We start from the raw sequence: 15,833 nt of genomic DNA, 5'->3' as shown, positions 1-15,833 counted from the left end.
GCTCCTCACACCTCAGGGAGCGGTGGTGGCTCGTCTCAGGGGCGGATTTCAGCGCGTGGAAGTCAAGCGCGCCAGACGTTTTCCGGATCCCCGCCGGAGCACACTGCGGTAGACCCGTTCGACCAGCGGGGTGCTCGCGTCCTCCGGGTCGACGAGCTCGTTCTCAGCGATGATCGAGGCCTCGTCATCGATGACCTCACGGTCGAATAGTTCGAGTGTACGGCCCGGGGTGGCCAGCGCCTCGATCGCGCCGACCAGCGAATCCGTCTCTCGCACAGCATCGTCGAAGACCTGGGCATCGACGCCGAGGTGTTCCGACAGCAGCCGGGTCCGCATCGACGTGATGTTGTCGCGGATGCGCGCATCGTCTGGGGCGTCGCGGCGGGCCTCGATCGCCACGTCGCATTCACTGTCGAAACCCAGCGAACGGTTGTTGAGATTGGACGAACCGATGCGCAGCAGGATGTCGTCGATGACGAGCACCTTCGCGTGCACGTAGATCTCGTCGTCCTCGGCAGTCACCGGATAGTAGGCGCGGAACCGGTCGTGGACGTCGGCACGCCACAGCATCCGGAGCAGTTTGTGCCGTGCGCCGTCCATGGCCAGCCGTTCGACCGGGCTGTCGGCATGCCGCGGGAGAACGACGACGATCTCCGGACCGTCGGGTTCGGCGAGCCGTTCGGCCAGTGCATCTGCGATCTCGCGGGCGGCGAGGTACTGGCTCTCGATGTAGATCGTGCGCCGGGCAGCCGCGAAGGCCGCCTTGTAGAGCCGACGGATCTCGTCGACTTCCTCGCGATCGTTGTAGTGCGGGATGGTTCGGGCGACCCCGACCTCGCACTCGGTGAACGTGACCCCGAGGTCCTCGGGCCAGATGTCGGGACCGTCGGTGTCGACGAGGGGCGCCAGACGTTCACCAGTCGCCGCTTCCCACCGGTCGACGGCGACACCCGCGACGACACGTGCCGCATCCCCGTCGAGCGCGACCGTCACGTCATGCCAGGGACCATGTGATTCACCGTCGGGATCACGACGGAAGTCGTTGTGCGAGAGGTGCTCCGAAGTATCCCAGCGGTCGACGGTCATGTCGATGCCGCCGCAGAACGCGAACTGATCGTCGATGACGGCGATCTTCTGGTGATGCGCGGCCGACACCGGATGTGCGGCATCGATCCGAAAATGCAGTCGACGCCCCGTCAACAGATCCTGGACGAACGGCGGCGCGACACCGCGCAGCATCCCGGTGAAGGCACCCGTGCTCCAGCGCAGCACATAGATCTCGAGGCCCGGCCGGTTCGCGCCGAGCCATTTGAGGAACTCACCGAGTCGGTCGGGAACGTCTCCCTCCGGCGACCGCGGGTCCAGACTGATCCTCGTGTCGACATCCCAGCCGATCAGGATGACGCGGCGTCGCGCCTGCAGGAGCGCCGACTTGGCGTGCAGAAAGTAGTCCGCCGCATCGACGATGCAGGCGACGCGGTCGGCGGTGGCGATCTCCCGACAGGTGTCCCCCGCACGCAGTATCGGGTCGTGCCCCGGTTCGTCCGTCATGTCGTGTTCCGCCCCGTTCTTCTCACGGTCGTGATTCGCAGCCCCCGCCAGCCCGTCATTCTGCCAACACCCCCGGCGCAGCGCGGCACCGCACCGCGTGGCATTCCTTACACTCGTCGAGGTGAGATCCGACTCGGCCAGTGACCTCGGGGAACAGAGGGACCTTGAGAAACAGGGGAACCTCGGAGAACGGAGGGACCTCGACGAACGCCCGCCCCGTCGACGCGGCCGGTCATACGTCGTCGCCGCCGCGGTCGTCGTGGTCCTGATGCTGGGTGCCGGTGTGATCGCCTGGCGCACCGTCCCCGAGCGGTGGCTGCCGTGGGACACCGCGGAGTTTCCCCAGGTCGACGCCACCCAACTGACGCCGACGCAGAACCGGATCGTCGAGTTGCTCCGCGCCGAGCACGCCGCGCAGCGTCCGGGGCCGTTCTACTCCGAAGGCGTCGACGAACCGTGGTGCGCGAACTTCGTCAGCTGGATCATGCGCGAGGCCGGGACACCGTTCGCCAACCCCCACTCGGGGCACTGGCGGATTCCGGGAGTGTTCACCCTGCAGGAGTATTTCGAGGACAACCGCCGTTTCGAACCGGTCGGTGACTACACGCCCCGCGTGGGCGACGTTGTCCTCTACGACCGGTCGTCGGCCCTGGGCCAGCACACCAACATCGTGGTCGGGGTCGACGGCGACGAGGCCACGACGGTCGGGGGCAACGAGATGCGCAAGATCCGGGTACACGAACTGGACTGGCGGTCCGACGGCGGCGTCGTCGGGTTCGGACGCCTCGACCCGGGACAGGACGGCCGGTGATGAACACCGACAGTCGGCATGTGTACCGCTCGCGCCCTCCGGCCGCTGTGCGGCCCGCGCTGGCGGTGGCCCGGCACTTCACCGACGCCGCGCACCGCGCGTCACAGACACCGTTCGACGGATCGCTCGATCTCCTACCGCACACCGAGCTGCCGGGCCGCTTCGGGTGGAGCCACTACGGCCTCATGTTGCCGTCCTTGCCCGGCCCAGACCGATACCTGAGCCTGATGGTGATGGCCGGCATGACGGGCCTCCGCGCCTTCGACTTCCCGCAGGAGGCCACCCCCGACGACCCGCAGGACATCATCGTCGCCTCCGCGTCGAGCGGCGCCGACAGCGCCTACGCGCGTGAGGTGCTCTCCACCCGACGCGACGGGCGGTTCGCCCCGGACCGCGCGGAGTTCGGCACCCTGGCGTCGATCACCGGGACGCATCCGGAGTTCGACATCCGTATCCATGCGGGCGACCTCGACGCAGAGCTGACGATGACGTGTCGGCCCAACCCCACCTGGTTCGTCAAATCGCCTGTCTGGCAGCACATCGGCCACATGGGACGCTACCGGGGTCAGGTGACGCACCGCGGTGCGACGACCGAGATCTCGGGAGTGGGAAACCTCGAGTACGCGCGATCCATCAGTCCCTACGTCGTACTCCGCCGGGCCACGATCCGCCAGATCCCGCTGGAGTGGTTCAGTTATCACGTCGTCGACCTACCCGGTGAACGCCAGATCCTGTTCACCCAGCTGGGGGTCTCCGGAAGTATCGTCGAGACCAACGTCATCCGTCGATCACTCGACGGCACAGTCGATCGCAAGGTCCATGAGGGTTACCACCGCATCCTTGAGACGGACGAGACCCCCACCGTCGACTCACACGGGAACGAGCGACTCCTCCCCCGCGTCTTCGAGTTCGGTTGCAACGGCGTCTCGGTCGTCGGAACCTACGACTCTCCACCGCGATTCGCGATCGGACGGGGTTACATCTCCGGTTACGAGGCACGGGTGCGGGTCGACGGCGAGGAGTTCACCACGCGGGGATACTCCGAGCACATCGACGAACGACCCCACCGCCGCCGGAACGGAGCCGGCACAGCGACGACAGGAATGCCATGAGCTTCGACGGATTCCCCGAAGCCGCTCTCGACTTCTACGACGATCTCGAGATCGACAACTCGAAGTTCTTCTGGGAGCAGCACAAAGAGATCTATCGCACCGCGGTCGCGGAACCGATGACGGCCCTTGCCGAAGAACTCGCCGACGAGTTCGGCACCGCCAAGCTGTTCCGCCCGTACCGCGATGTGCGCTTCTCCAAGGACAAGTCTCCGTACAAGACGCACCAGGGTGCATTCGTCGCGGTGGCACCGGCCACCGGGTACTACATCCAGATCGGCGCACCCGGTGTCCGGGTCGGCGCGGGTTTCTACGAGGCTGCGCCGGCGCGCCTCGCCGAAGTGCGGAAGGCCATCGACCACGACCGCCACGGCGCCGAGCTCGAGCGGATCGTCGGCAAACTCGCCAAAGCCGGATGGGAGATCGGCGGCGACCGTCTGAAGACCGCTCCCCGCGGCTACGACATCGATCATCCGCGCATCGAACTGCTGCGCCACAAGTCGCTCTTCGCCGGCCGCGACTACGGCTTCGACGAGGTCATCCACACGTCGGCGCTCGTCGACCGTGTCCGCAAGGACTGGCGCGAGACCAATACGCTCGTCGACTGGATCGTCCGCCACGCCGCCACCTGAAACACCGAGCTTTCTGAACGACTTTCGGGTCACGCCACGGCGTATCGGCTGCGAGGCCCGAGGGACACGAATCGGTAGCGGTTCGCGATCTCGCCCTTCCCGCTCGGGTCGACGTGTTCATACTGGCTGCGAGCCTGAAACGATGACGCTGTCCGCTGCGCCACCGTCATGCCGATCTGCGTAAGCACCTCGGGCGTGCGACTCTTGCTCGGTGATGCCCGTTTACGTGATGTCCGCCTGCGAGCGGAGGAGCCTGTAGATGACCGATCATGTTCACCACGGTCACATCTTCCATCTGGCCGGCAGCCCGTTGATCACCGAAGCGTCGGACGCGCTCGTCGAGATCCCCGACGGGGCGCTGGTGGTCGCGGCCGACGGCATGGTCAAGTACTGCGGTGAGAGGTCCCGCCTACCAGCAGAGTTCGCGTCCGCCCAGCGGCACGAGCACCCCGGCGGTTATCTGATCCCCGGGTTCGTCGACACGCACATCCACTTCCCGCAGACCTATGCGGGTGACTCCTACGGTGGCGGACAGCTTCTGGAGTGGCTGAATCTCTGCATCTTCCCGTCCGAATCGAAGTTCGTCGATCCCGAGTTCGCGCGAGCCGCGGCAGTCGAGTTCACCAAGCGACGGGTCGCGGCCGGGACGACCGCGATGATGGCGTTCGGGTCGGCGTTTCCCCATGCGCAGGACGCGCTGTTCGAAGAGACCCGCAAGGCGGGCCTGCGCCTTGTCTCCGGGCGCGGAATCCAGACCGTAGGCGGCGACACCGCGAAGCCACTCCTCACGTCGGAGGAGGACGCGATCCGCCTGACGAGGGACGAGATCGAGAAGTGGCACGCCGCCGACACCGGCGACCACCGAACGGCGCTCCTGCACGTCGCGATCGTGCCGAGGTTCTCGTTGTCGGTGACGACCGAAACCCTGCGGAACCTCGGCGAACTTTACGACGAATACCGCGACCGCGGTGTCTACGTGCACACTCACCTCAACGAGAACAACCGACCGGGTACCGGCGAGATCGACTCGACCAAGGACGTCTATCGAGTCGACACGTATCTCGACACCTACGACGGCAAGTTCCTTCCCGGGTCGCAGGTCGGCGGCAAGAGCCTGCTCGGGCCGCGCACGATCCTCGCCCACAGCGTGCACTGCCAGGATTCCGAACTGGCACGTATGGCCGAGACCGGGACCTCGATCTCCCACTGTCCGGTGTCGCAGCTGTTCCTCGGGTCCGGGACGATGCCGTGGAAGCGCACGGTCGCCTCCGGGGTCAACATCTCCGCGGGCACCGATTTCGGCGGTGGCGACGAGTGGCTGATCCCACGTGTCCTCGGCGACGCGTTCAAACAGCACATCACCGAACCCGGCGAGGCCGGGGTGTCGATGCACCCGGCGGAGATGCTGTTCATCGGGACCCTCGGCGGGGCCCGCGCACTCGACATGGAGGACCGCTTCGGGAACTTCGACGAGGGCAAGGAGGCAGACTTCCTCGTCATCGAGCCGGTCGACGGACTGAAAGCCATGCTGGACAACGCTGTCCGCTCCGACGACCCGGCACTGGCCCGCGATCAGACCCTCTTCGGACTGCTCATGGGAATTCGCGAATCGTCGATCGCCGAGGTCTACGTCCAGGGCCGACAAGTGGTCCTGTAGCAGAGCAATGGTCGTCACCCTGTCGGTCTTCCATCCCGCCTCACAGGCGGGATTCGCCGACTGGGCGGCATCACTCGCAGAGTCGGCGGCCGACACCGAGGGTTGCCTCGGTACCGACATCTCGACGGTGACCGACGGCGATTTCGAACCGGCGGTGGCGGCGACGTTCGTCGACCCCGAGGCCTGCGACCGCTGGATCGACAGCACCCGGCGGGCGGAGATACTGCGCGGGGGACACGATCTGGGCTGGCTTCCGTCGGCCCCGACGCTCGAACTCGTCGACGGCGAGGCTCCCCCGCCCGGAGTCGGCGCCTTCCGTCACGAGATCCTCCCGGGCAAGGCCGACGAGTTCCTCCGCGCGCAGCGTGAACTGACCGGCGCCGCATCGGAGTTCAGCGGATACGAAGGAACCGCCCTGTTCATCGACGACGCCGCGGGGTCCGCGTTGTCGGTGTTGCGCTTCCGCACCGACCGGCAGCTGTCGGCCTGGGTGTCATCCCGGGAACGCGGCGATGCGCTCGACATATTGCGATCGAGCCTCACGCACGACTTCGAGACGGTGTCGGCCACCACGGCCTTCGGAACCACCGTGCGCACCGACAACGGCCGCTTCCGTCAGACGCCGAACTGGAAGTCGGCGATGATGGTCCTGCTGGTGCTGTACCCCACGGTGATGATCCTGTCCCGGTTCCTCGGCCCGGTCCTCGACCGTGCCGGGGCGCAACCATGGCTGGCACTGTGGCTGAGTCAGGTCGTGAGCATCGGGCTGATGCAGTGGTGGCTCATGCCGTGGGCGGCGAAACCGTTCCGCCGCTGGCTGGATCCGGTGGACGGCAACGGCCTGCGCAGCAATCTGGCCGGGGCCGTGACGATTCTGCTGCTCTACATCGTGTGCCTGGCGATCTTCGCCAACGTCACCTGGCTCCAGTTCTGGGATTACGTGGACGGCTGACTCAGCCGAGCACTCCGTCGAGATAGACCCACCGCCCGTCGTACCGCGTGAAACGGCTGCGTTCGTGGAGTGCCCCACGCTCGGAGCCGGACTTGTAGTACGCGGTGAAGGTGACCTCCCCCTCGGTGTCGAACGGCGATCCGCCGTCCGTCGACTCGACGTCCAGGCGGTACCAGCGCATCGCGTCGTCGAGTTCGAGGTCGTCCGGGCGGGTGTCGGGATGCCAACTGACCAATAGATGGTTGCGATCACCGAGGGCGAAAGCGGTGAAGCGCGAGCGCATCAGCGCCTCGGCGATCGGCGCGGCGCGCTCACCGGCGAGCACCGGTCCACAGCATTCGCCGAAGGGGAAGCCGGACAGACACGGGCACCGCGCGCCGGGATCACGGTTTGCCGATTCGGTGTTCATTCCCCGCATCTTAGGGGTAGACAGAAACGAGATCACCCAAGAGGCGGTCCGGTTGTCCATGAGGTGCCCGGGCCGGCCCCAACGGAGGGAGAACCCTTGTCCGACAATGTCTATCGGGTCATCGAAGTGGTCGGTTCGGCCGCGACCGGCACCGACGACGCGATCCGGAACGCCATCGCCCGTGCATCGCAGACGGTCAACCATCTGGACTGGTTCGAGGTGACCGAGACCCGAGGTCACATCGAGGACGGCCAGATCGCGCACTTCCAGGTCACCTGAAAGTCGGTTTCAAGATCGAAGGCGCCTGACGCCGAGGCCGAAGTCGTACTAGCCGCGGTGGGCGGCGGTGAGGAACGCGCCGATCTCGCGCGCGACGGCCTGCGGCTCGTCGAGCATGGACAGCACCGCCGCGCCTGAGATCTCGGCATAGCGGCCCCGCGGCGCGAGTTCGGCGAGACGTGGCCCGTGCGCAGGTGGCATCACCCGGTTGTCGGGCGACCACAGCACGAGCACCTCGCCGCCGAACCCCCGCAATGCCTCGGTTTTCCGAACCAGCTCGGCGGGATCGAAGGACGTCGTCGCGTACTTGGTGACGTCGCGCCGGATACGCGGGTCACGCAGGACCGGGTCCGTCCAACGGCGAATTCGTTCGTCGTCGACGGGCTTGCTGACCATCCATCCCCACAGGATCGGCAATCGCCGGAGCCACCCGACCCGCAGCTGGCGTGCCGCCAGGGTGATGCCCCCGGGCAGGCGCACCGCCAGGGTAGCCATCTTGCCGGGCAATCCCGGCGGGAAGTTCTCGAAGGCCTCGCACGGGAGGACCACCATCCTCGCGACGCGCTCGTCCCGCCCGAGCGCGGTGAGGAACAGCGAACCGCCCCAGTCGGAATGAACGAGGGTCACGTCGCGCAGGTCGAGGGCGTCGAGGATGTCCGCGACCAGCCCGACCATCCCGTCCATCGACAGGTCCGCGTCATCGCTGAGGGGGATACGGTGCGACCCGAGGGGAAGGATCGGGCGGATATAGCGAAACCCACTCGGCAGCAACGGGATCACACCGCCCCACACGCCGTGGTCCATGAGTAGGCCGTGCAGGAACACGACCGGCGGCCCCTCCCCGTCCTCCGCGTACTCGACCGTGCCGGCCGGTGTTTCGACCCGCTTGAGAACACCTGAGGCGGCGCTCGTCTTCTGGTTGAGCTCGGACATGGTGCACGCTCCTCATTTCGGACGGACGAGGCCGACCGGGCCTCTAGAATGATCATTCTAGAATCATTGTTCTAGAATGGCCAGGGTGAAGACCGATGAGCGCATCGTGGTGGCGATGACCGAGCTCCTGCGCCGACAGGGATACGCCGCGACCGGGATCAAGCAGGTCGTCGAGACGTCCGATGCCCCGATCGGATCGATCTATCACCACTTCAAAGGCGGCAAGCGGGACGTCGCGGCCGCCGCACTCCGGCAGTCCGGCGCGGCCTACGGCGAGTTGGTCGGCATGCTCCTGGCTCCCTACGACGAACCCGCCGACGGGATCGAGGCGGCGTTCGTCGCCGCCGCGGAGACCATCGAACAGGGCGGGTGGCTGAACATGTGTCCCGTCGGGACCGTCGCCGGCGAGATCGCCGACGCCGAGCCGGACCTCCGAGAGATCGCCGCCGAGGTCATGTCGTCGTGGATCGACACCGGCGCGGCCCTGTTCACGGCGCGCGGACTCCTCGAGGCGGACGCCCGCTCACTGATGACCGCGGCGGTGTCGGCGCTCGAGGGAGCGTTCATCGTCGCCCGCACCCAGCGCTCCACCGACGCGATCCTCGCGGCGGGACGGGCGATGGGCTGCTACGCGCGAGCGCTCGCCACACCGGCTCGGGCGGAGGCGATCTCAGAGGCGGGCGAGGTACGTCGGTAGGGCGTGCTCGACGACGAGGGACTGCAACGCGAAGCGGAGCTGGGCCGAGACGTACCGGTCGAGGTCGTATCCCGGCGCGAAATGCCAGTGTTTGAGCGCCCATCCGTGCGCCAGCATCATCAGGTCGAAGACCACGAGGTCGGCGTCGACATCGAGGATGAGCCCCGCCTCGATGCCGGCGGTGACCGCGGCCCGCATCGGTGCGGAGGTCTCGACCTCGAGTTCCTTGATCCGCTCACGCCCCGCGGCGTCGAGCGTGCGGCTCTCCCGATAGGTGAGCACGACGGCGTCGCGGTTCTCGTCGACGATGGTCGCGTACTGGCGGAATCCCGCGATCAACTGTTCGACGGGGTCGTCGCCGGCACGGTCCATGGCGGGTTGGAGCTGATCCCGGAAGGCCTCGAGGATGTCGACGATCGCGGCGAGCAGGATTTCTTCCTTGCCGCCGAAGTACTTGTAGAACAGGCCGACGCTGACCTGCGCCTCCTCGGCGAGCGCCTGCATCGACATCTGATGGAAGCCGGTGCGCTCCATGACCTTCACCGCGGCGTCGAGCAACTGACGGCGGCGCGTGGAGACACGCACCGCGCGCACCGCCTCCTCGACGGCCAGGTCGGCCGACGACCTCGCCGTGGCAGGTTTCGCCATCGCAGTACTTCCTTCTGATCCGCTCGTGCGCCGAGTCGATCCACCGGGGTGGCACCCGGCGGTGATGAATCAGCGTTCACACACTGTACAAGCCCTAGAGACCGAGATCCTTGGCGACGATCGTCTTCATGATCTCGGTGGTCCCGCCGTAGATGGTCTGGATGCGGGCGTCGACGAACGCGCGCGCCACCGGGTACTCCCGCATGTAGCCGTAGCCGCCGTGCAGTTGCAGGCACCGGTCGGCGGTGCGTACCTGCAGCTCGGTGGCCCACCACTTGAGTTTCGCCGCCCGTGCCGGCGTCAGCTCGCCGGCCACGTGTTCGGCGATGCAGTCGTCGAGAAAGGTACGGGCGATGTCGAGTTCGGTCGCGAGTTCGGCGGCGACGAACTGGGTGTTCTGGAACGACGAGATCGTCGATCCGAAGGCGGTGCGCTCCCGCACGTACTCCAGAGTGCGCGCGAATGTGCCCTCGGCGGCCGCGACGGCACCGATGGCCAGCGACAGCCGTTCCTGCGGGAGGTTGCGGACGAGCTGGTAGAAACCCTCGCCCTCCTCACCCAGCCGGTTGGCCGCGGGAACACGCATGTCCTCGAAGGACAGTTCGCTGGTGTCCTGCGCGTGCAGACCGATCTTGTCGAGTTTGCGACCCCGCACGAATCCGGGAGTGTCCGCCTCGACGACGAAAAGCGTGAGCCCCTTGTGCTTCTCGGGGCCGGTCCGGGTCGCGACGACGAAGAGGTCGCCGTTGCGTCCGTTGGAGATGAAGGTCTTGGCACCGTTGACGACGTAGTGGTCGCCGTCGCGGACCGCGGAGGTGCGGATACCGGTGAGGTCGCTCCCCGCCCCGGGTTCGGTCATCGCGATGCCCAGCACGGTGTCACCGCTGACCACACCCGGCAGCCAGCGCGCCTTCTGCTCGTCGGTGGTCAGCTCCGTGAGGTACGGCAGGACGACGTCGTTCTGCAGGGAGAAGGCGATGGCCTCGGCGGCGGCGCCGGTGCGTGCCACCTCGTCGATCAGGATCGCGTTGTACCGGAAGTCGTCGACGCCGGGACCACCGAACTGTCCGGGTACGGGGAAGCCGAGGAGGCCGTTCTTGCCTGCTTCGACGAACAGTCCGCGGTCCCACTGGCCGGCGCTCTCCCAGTCGGCGTGCGCGGGGGTGATCTGTTCGGCGACATAATGTCTGACCGTCTCACGGAAGTGTTTGTGTTCGAGGTCGTGGGTGAGTGAGGACATCAAGTCTCCCGTTCGGATGTGTCAGCCGTGGACGCGGTCGGTGGCCGGCGCGGCAAACACGCCGTCGGCCATCTCTCGCGCCGCGGATTCGGTGGCTTTGTAGTGCAGCTTTTTCCCGGTCGCCGACACCGGCAGAGAGTCGACGATGCGATAGGCGCGCGGGCGTTTGAAGCTCGACAGCATCGGGTGTGTGCGGCAGTACGCGTCGAGATCCTCGGGCGTCGGCGCATCCCCGTCGGCGGGCACGATGTAGGCCACCACGAGGCTTCCCCACTGCTCGTCCGGGACACCCACCACGAGTGAATCCGCCACGCCCGGGTGACCGTTCAGCGCCTCCTCGACCTGGACCGGGTGGACATTCTCGCCACCGGACAGGAGCATGTCGTCCTTGCGTCCGACGATGGTGACGAACTCGCCCGCATCCCAGGTGGCCAGGTCGCCGATGTACAGCCAGCTGCCGTTGTACTTCGCCTTCTCCTGCTGCGGGGAGTCGTAGTAGGCGGCTGCGCATTTGGGTGATCGGATGATGACCTCGCCGACTTCTTCACCATCACGGGCGACGACCTCGTCCGGGCTCGCCAGGTGACCGTCGTCGTGGACGCGAACCACGCGGACGTCGTCGTCGATGCAGGCACGTCCGGCGGTTCCGGCGTGGTCGGGCAGGTCGTCGGGACGCAGGAAGGTGTTCCAGAAACCCTCGGTGCTGCCGTAGCCGTTGAAGATCCGCGGGGTGAGCACCTCCTGGTAGCGCAGCGCGGCCTCTCGTTCGAGCGGTGCGCCCATCGTGACGATGCCGCGCAGACTGGAGAGATCACGCGGGTTCGCCGACTGCGCGGTGGCGAGCATCGCCAGGTTGGTCGGTGCACCGATGAGGAACGTCAGGCGGTACTTCTCCACCCAGTCGAGGGTGAGCTCCGGGTCGAAGGTGCGCATCGGAACGACCGAGGAGCCCAGGTAGAACGACGGATTGGGCCCGGCGCAGTAGAGGCCGCCACGGTGGAACCACGGGGTCATGTTCAGCGTCCGGTCGTCCGGCGACAGCGGGAAGTGCATGATCACGTCGTGCGCCGAGAAGATCTCGATGGCCGAGTTCATCGGCACCGCCTTGGGCATGCCCGTTGTCCCCGAGGTGTACAGCCGGGTGGTCTCGTCGAAGACGCCACGCGTAACCGTCGGCGCCGCGCCACCGGCGACGGGTAGGTCGTCGAAGCGGATGGAGCCTGGGACGAGTTCTCCCTCCCCGACCCCGACGAGCAGTTCCGGTGTGTGATCGGCCCGTGTAATGGCCTCGGCGACCATCGCACCGATGGAGGCGTCGTAGACGTAGACCTTCGGTCGGCTGATGTCGAGGATGACGGCCGTCTCGCCCGCCGCGAGCCGGAAGTTCACCGGCGATCCGACCGCTCCGGCCGCCTGCGTCGCCAGGTAGAGCTGGGCGAACTCCGGACCGTTCAGCAGCTGATAACCCACCACGTCGCCGTCGGTCACCCCGCGGTCGGCGAGACCGGCCGCGAGTTCGTCCACCGCAGAACCGAGTTCGGCGTAGGTCCACTGCCGGTCGGTGAGCGGGTCGATCATCGCGATCTGGCCGGCGTATCGTCCGACGTTGCGACGGAATCCGTTCAGGTAGGTGAACTCGTGCTCGAAGAAACTGCGGTACGCGTGTGCGTCGTAGACGTAACTCGTGTCAGGGGTCATGTCGATTCCCTCAGTTGTCATCTCGGTCCTCCGGTGATGGGCCGGTCAGCCGGCCATGGTGAGACCGCCGCTGACGCTGACCACCTGGCCGGTGATGAACGACGCCGCGGAGGAGGCGAAGAACAGGACGGGTGCGGCGACCTCGTCGGGTCGTGCGAGCCGTCGGAACGGGATCGCCTTCACCAGAGCCTCTTTCAGCTTCTCCGGTTGAGCCTGGAACAGCGGGGTGTCGGTGGGTCCGGGGCAGACCGCGTTGACGGTGATCTGATACCGGGCCATCTCCCGCGCGAGCGACTTCGAGAGGGCGATGACGCCGCCCTTGGCGCCTGCGTAGATGGTCTCGCCCGCCGATCCGACGCGGCCGGCGTCGGAGGCGAGGTTGATGACGCGGCCACCCTGCCAGCCGTCGGCCTTCGACGCCTCCACCATGCCGGGCAGGAATGCGCTGGCCATGTGCACGGGACCGAGGTAGTTGATCGCCACCACCTTCTCCGCGAATTCTGTTGTGGCGTTCAGGAACTGGTCCGTACGGTCCCAGCCGGCGGCGTTGACCAGGATGTCGGGGACGCCGACCTCGGCGTTCACAGCGTCCCGGAGTTCGTCGACCTTCGCCCGGTCGGCGACGTCGACGGCCATCGGGACGATGGAACCGGCCTCTTCTGCGGTGCGCTTGGCGGCGTCGAGGTCGAGGTCTGCCGCGACCACCGTGGTGCCCTGCGCCGCGAAGCCGAGCGCGATGGCCTTGCCGATGCCGGACCCGGCACCGGTCACGACGGCGATGTGTCTGTCACTCATGAGTTTTCCTCTGTCCTGTCGCGTGGACGGTGATCAGGCACCGACATACTGGTTGAACTGCGGTGCGCGCTTCTCCGCGAAGGCATTCGCTCCCTCGAGCCCCTCCGGGGAGTGGGTGAAGAGGTCGAGCGCGCTCATCGCGAGATTCGACAGCCCAGCCTGGTGGTCGGTGTCGGCATTGAAGCTCTGCTTGAGGAAACGCAGCGTGGTGGGTGACTTCTCGGCGATCTCGGCGGCGATCTTCTTCGCCTCGTCGAGCAGGTCCGCGGCCGGGACGACCCAGTTGACCAGGCCCCACCGTTCTGCGGTCTCGGCGTCGTACTGCCGGCAGAGGTACCAGATCTCGCGGGCCCGCTTCTCCCCCACGACACGAGCGAGGAAGGCCGAGCCGAACCCGGCGTCGAAGGAGCCGACCTTGGGCCCGGACTGACCGAAGCGTGCGGTGTCGGCGGCGATGGTGAGATCGCACAGGACGTGCAGTACGTGACCACCGCCGATGGCGAGGCCGTTGACCGCTGCGATGACCGGTTTCGGGATGTCGCGGATCGTCTTGTGCAGGTTGCCGATCTCGAACATGCCGCTTTCGCTGGGACCGTAATCGCCGGTCTCGGCACGCTGCTTCACGTCGCCACCGGTGCAGAACGCCTTCTCGCCGGCCCCGGTCAGGATCACCGCCTGCACGCCGTGGTCGGCCCAGGCGCGCCGGAAGGCGTTGATCATCTCCTCGACCGTCTTGGCCCGGAAGGCGTTGTACCGGTGCGGCCGGTTCATCGTGATGATCGCGGTGGGACCTTCGACCGTGTAGTCGATGTCTTCGTAATCCATCCTGCTCACTCCTTGCGGTGGGGATTCGCCCGAGGCACGTCTGTGCGGGCATCTGCAGTGGTCAACGGCGACTGGACGCCAGAACAAGTCCGTAGATGAACCTCTGTGTTGGTATGAGTGAACGTACATTCATCACTAGAAGTGTGTCAAGGGTCACTGTCGACGCTGTGCCGGTCCGAAGGCCCCGCCTTCCCGCGGACCGGTTTCCTTCCCGCGGGCCGGTTTCCTTCCCGCGTGTCAGGCCTGACCCGCGGGAGGGAATCAGTCCGGCGGGAAGGAAACCCGCACGCGGGAGGTCACTCGACGAGCCGCTATTCGTCATGCGCAGGGAGCCGGGCGAACCTAGACTTCGAGGACCATGAGATTCACCCAGACCATCTCCGGGACGACCTACGAGTTCGACGGCCTCGTCGAACTGATGGCAAAGGCCACACCGCGGCGCTCCGGCGACGAGCTGGCCGGTTGCGCCGCCACGTCCGATGCCGAACGTGCCGCTGCGGCATGGCAATTGGCGGATGTCCCGCTGTCGGTGTTCCTCGACGATCTCCTCGTCCCGTACGAATCGGACGAGGTGACCCGCCTCATCGTCGACACCCACGACCGCGCGGCCTTCGCCGAGATCTCACACCTGACGGTCGGCGGGTTCCGCGACTGGCTGCTCGAGATCTCCACCCGCTCCGACGCGGCCGAACGCATCGCCCGCGTCTCCCCGGCCGTCACTCCCGAGATGGCCGCCGCGACCTCGAAGATCATGCGCAACCAGGACCTGATCCTGGTTGCCTCGGCCATCCGGGTGACCTCGGCCTTCCGAACCACGATCGGACTCCCCGGCCGGATCGCCACCCGACTTCAGCCCAACCACCCGACCGACGATCCACGCGGTATCGCCGCGGCCACCCTCGACGGCCTGTTGATGGGTTGCGGCGACGCGGTGATCGGGATCAATCCGGCCTCGGACTCACCACAGGCGACCGCCGACCTCCTGCACATGCTCGACGAGATCCGTCAGCGGTTCGAGATCCCGATGCAATCGTGCGTCCTCTCGCACGTCACCACCACCGTCGACCTGATCGGTCAAGGCGTCCCGGTGGACCTCGTGTTCCAGTCCATTGCCGGAACCGAAGGGGCCAACACGGGATTCGGGGTGAACCTGTCGATCCTGCAGGAGGCCAACGAGGCCGGCCGATCGCTGCGGCGCGGCACGGTCGGCGACAACGTCATGTATCTGGAGACCGGTCAGGGGTCCGCGTTGTCGGCGGGCGCCCACCTCGGCACCGGCGGCAAACCCGTCGACCAGCAGACTCTCGAGACGAGGGCGTACGCGGTGGCACGCGCCCTGGACCCGCTGCTGATTAACACCGTCGTCGGGTTCATCGGCCCCGAATACCTCTACGACGGCAAGCAGATCATCCGCGCGGGACTGGAGGATCACTTCTGCGGCAAGCTCCTCGGCCTCCCGATGGGCGTCGACGTCTGCTACACCAACCATGCCGAGGCCGACCAGGACGACATGGACACCCTGCTCACGCTCCTCGGCGTCGCGGGCGCAGCCTTCGTCATCGCAGTACCCGGCGCCGACGACGTCATGCTCGGCTAC

General features: G+C 66.8%; 15 protein-coding genes and 1 pseudogene. 8 read left to right on the top strand and 8 right to left on the bottom strand.

What is annotated here, in order from left to right:
* Positions 1–48: 48 nt before the first annotated feature.
* Positions 49–1,551, bottom strand: coding sequence for a phospholipase D-like domain-containing protein (locus OK17_RS00970; RefSeq protein ID WP_461416407.1), 1,503 nt, complete (start codon positions 1,549–1,551; stop codon positions 49–51).
* A gap of 268 nt (positions 1,552–1,819) precedes the next feature.
* Here OK17_RS00970 and OK17_RS00965 point away from each other — a divergent pair, with 268 nt between their 5' ends.
* The 5 genes from OK17_RS00965 to OK17_RS00945 all read left to right on the top strand — a co-directional run bounded on the left by OK17_RS00965 (position 1,820) and on the right by OK17_RS00945 (position 6,712).
* Positions 1,820–2,362, top strand: a complete 543-nt coding sequence (locus OK17_RS00965; protein ID WP_232718148.1) for a CHAP domain-containing protein — start codon at positions 1,820–1,822, stop codon at positions 2,360–2,362.
* A complete protein-coding gene (locus OK17_RS00960; RefSeq protein WP_461416406.1) occupies positions 2,362–3,474 on the top strand; it encodes a DUF6670 family protein in 1,113 nt (370 codons plus the stop codon). The genes OK17_RS00965 and OK17_RS00960 overlap by 1 nt, the downstream gene beginning before the upstream one ends.
* Complete coding sequence (locus tag OK17_RS00955) at positions 3,471–4,103, top strand: DUF2461 domain-containing protein (RefSeq protein ID WP_232718109.1); 633 nt, start codon at positions 3,471–3,473, stop codon at positions 4,101–4,103. The genes OK17_RS00960 and OK17_RS00955 overlap by 4 nt, the downstream gene beginning before the upstream one ends.
* Before the next feature lie 259 nt (positions 4,104–4,362).
* Entirely contained in the window at positions 4,363–5,760 is a 1,398-nt protein-coding gene (locus tag OK17_RS00950) for an amidohydrolase family protein (RefSeq protein ID WP_461416405.1), read from the top strand.
* Between the two features lie 7 nt (positions 5,761–5,767).
* Complete coding sequence (locus OK17_RS00945) at positions 5,768–6,712, top strand: antibiotic biosynthesis monooxygenase (protein WP_461416404.1); 945 nt, start codon at positions 5,768–5,770, stop codon at positions 6,710–6,712.
* A gap of 1 nt (position 6,713) precedes the next feature.
* Here the strand turns inward: OK17_RS00945 and OK17_RS00940 are convergent, their stop codons facing one another.
* The gene (locus tag OK17_RS00940; protein ID WP_461416403.1) at positions 6,714–7,121 is read right to left on the bottom strand and encodes a YchJ family protein; all 408 of its coding nucleotides are present in this window, start codon (positions 7,119–7,121) and stop codon (positions 6,714–6,716) included.
* 96 nt (positions 7,122–7,217) lie between these two features.
* Here OK17_RS00940 and OK17_RS00935 point away from each other — a divergent pair.
* Positions 7,218–7,429: pseudogene (locus tag OK17_RS00935) on the top strand (dodecin).
* Between the two features lie 19 nt (positions 7,430–7,448).
* Here OK17_RS00935 and OK17_RS00930 read toward each other — a convergent pair.
* Positions 7,449–8,333, bottom strand: coding sequence for an alpha/beta fold hydrolase (locus tag OK17_RS00930; RefSeq protein ID WP_461416402.1), 885 nt, complete (start codon positions 8,331–8,333; stop codon positions 7,449–7,451).
* 76 nt (positions 8,334–8,409) lie between these two features.
* Here OK17_RS00930 and OK17_RS00925 point away from each other — a divergent pair, with 76 nt between their 5' ends.
* Entirely contained in the window at positions 8,410–9,030 is a 621-nt protein-coding gene (locus tag OK17_RS00925; protein ID WP_461416401.1) for a TetR/AcrR family transcriptional regulator, read from the top strand.
* Here OK17_RS00925 and OK17_RS00920 read toward each other — a convergent pair.
* The 5 genes from OK17_RS00920 to OK17_RS00900 all read right to left on the bottom strand — a co-directional run bounded on the left by OK17_RS00920 (position 9,004) and on the right by OK17_RS00900 (position 14,236).
* Complete coding sequence (locus OK17_RS00920) at positions 9,004–9,678, bottom strand: TetR/AcrR family transcriptional regulator (protein WP_461416400.1); 675 nt, start codon at positions 9,676–9,678, stop codon at positions 9,004–9,006. The two genes, OK17_RS00925 and OK17_RS00920, sit on opposite strands and share 27 nt — an antisense overlap.
* Before the next feature lie 94 nt (positions 9,679–9,772).
* The gene (locus OK17_RS00915; protein ID WP_461416399.1) at positions 9,773–10,918 is read right to left on the bottom strand and encodes an acyl-CoA dehydrogenase family protein; all 1,146 of its coding nucleotides are present in this window, start codon (positions 10,916–10,918) and stop codon (positions 9,773–9,775) included.
* 21 nt (positions 10,919–10,939) lie between these two features.
* Positions 10,940–12,616 carry a class I adenylate-forming enzyme family protein gene (locus OK17_RS00910; protein WP_461416398.1) on the bottom strand — a complete coding sequence of 559 codons (1,677 nt, stop codon included), beginning with the start codon at positions 12,614–12,616 and terminating at the stop codon, positions 10,940–10,942.
* A 45-nt stretch (positions 12,617–12,661) separates the two neighbouring features.
* Entirely contained in the window at positions 12,662–13,411 is a 750-nt protein-coding gene (locus OK17_RS00905; RefSeq protein ID WP_461416397.1) for an SDR family NAD(P)-dependent oxidoreductase, read from the bottom strand.
* A gap of 33 nt (positions 13,412–13,444) precedes the next feature.
* Positions 13,445–14,236, bottom strand: coding sequence for an enoyl-CoA hydratase-related protein (locus OK17_RS00900; RefSeq protein ID WP_461416396.1), 792 nt, complete (start codon positions 14,234–14,236; stop codon positions 13,445–13,447).
* 358 nt (positions 14,237–14,594) lie between these two features.
* On the opposite strand from OK17_RS00900, the gene OK17_RS00895 reads away from it, so the two are divergent.
* Positions 14,595–15,833: ethanolamine ammonia-lyase subunit EutB (locus OK17_RS00895; RefSeq protein WP_461416395.1), on the top strand; the 1,239-nt coding region annotated here is incomplete at its 3' end.

Source organism: Gordonia sp. GN26 (assembly GCF_054823965.1).
This window is presented reverse-complemented; position numbering and strand designations above follow the sequence as displayed.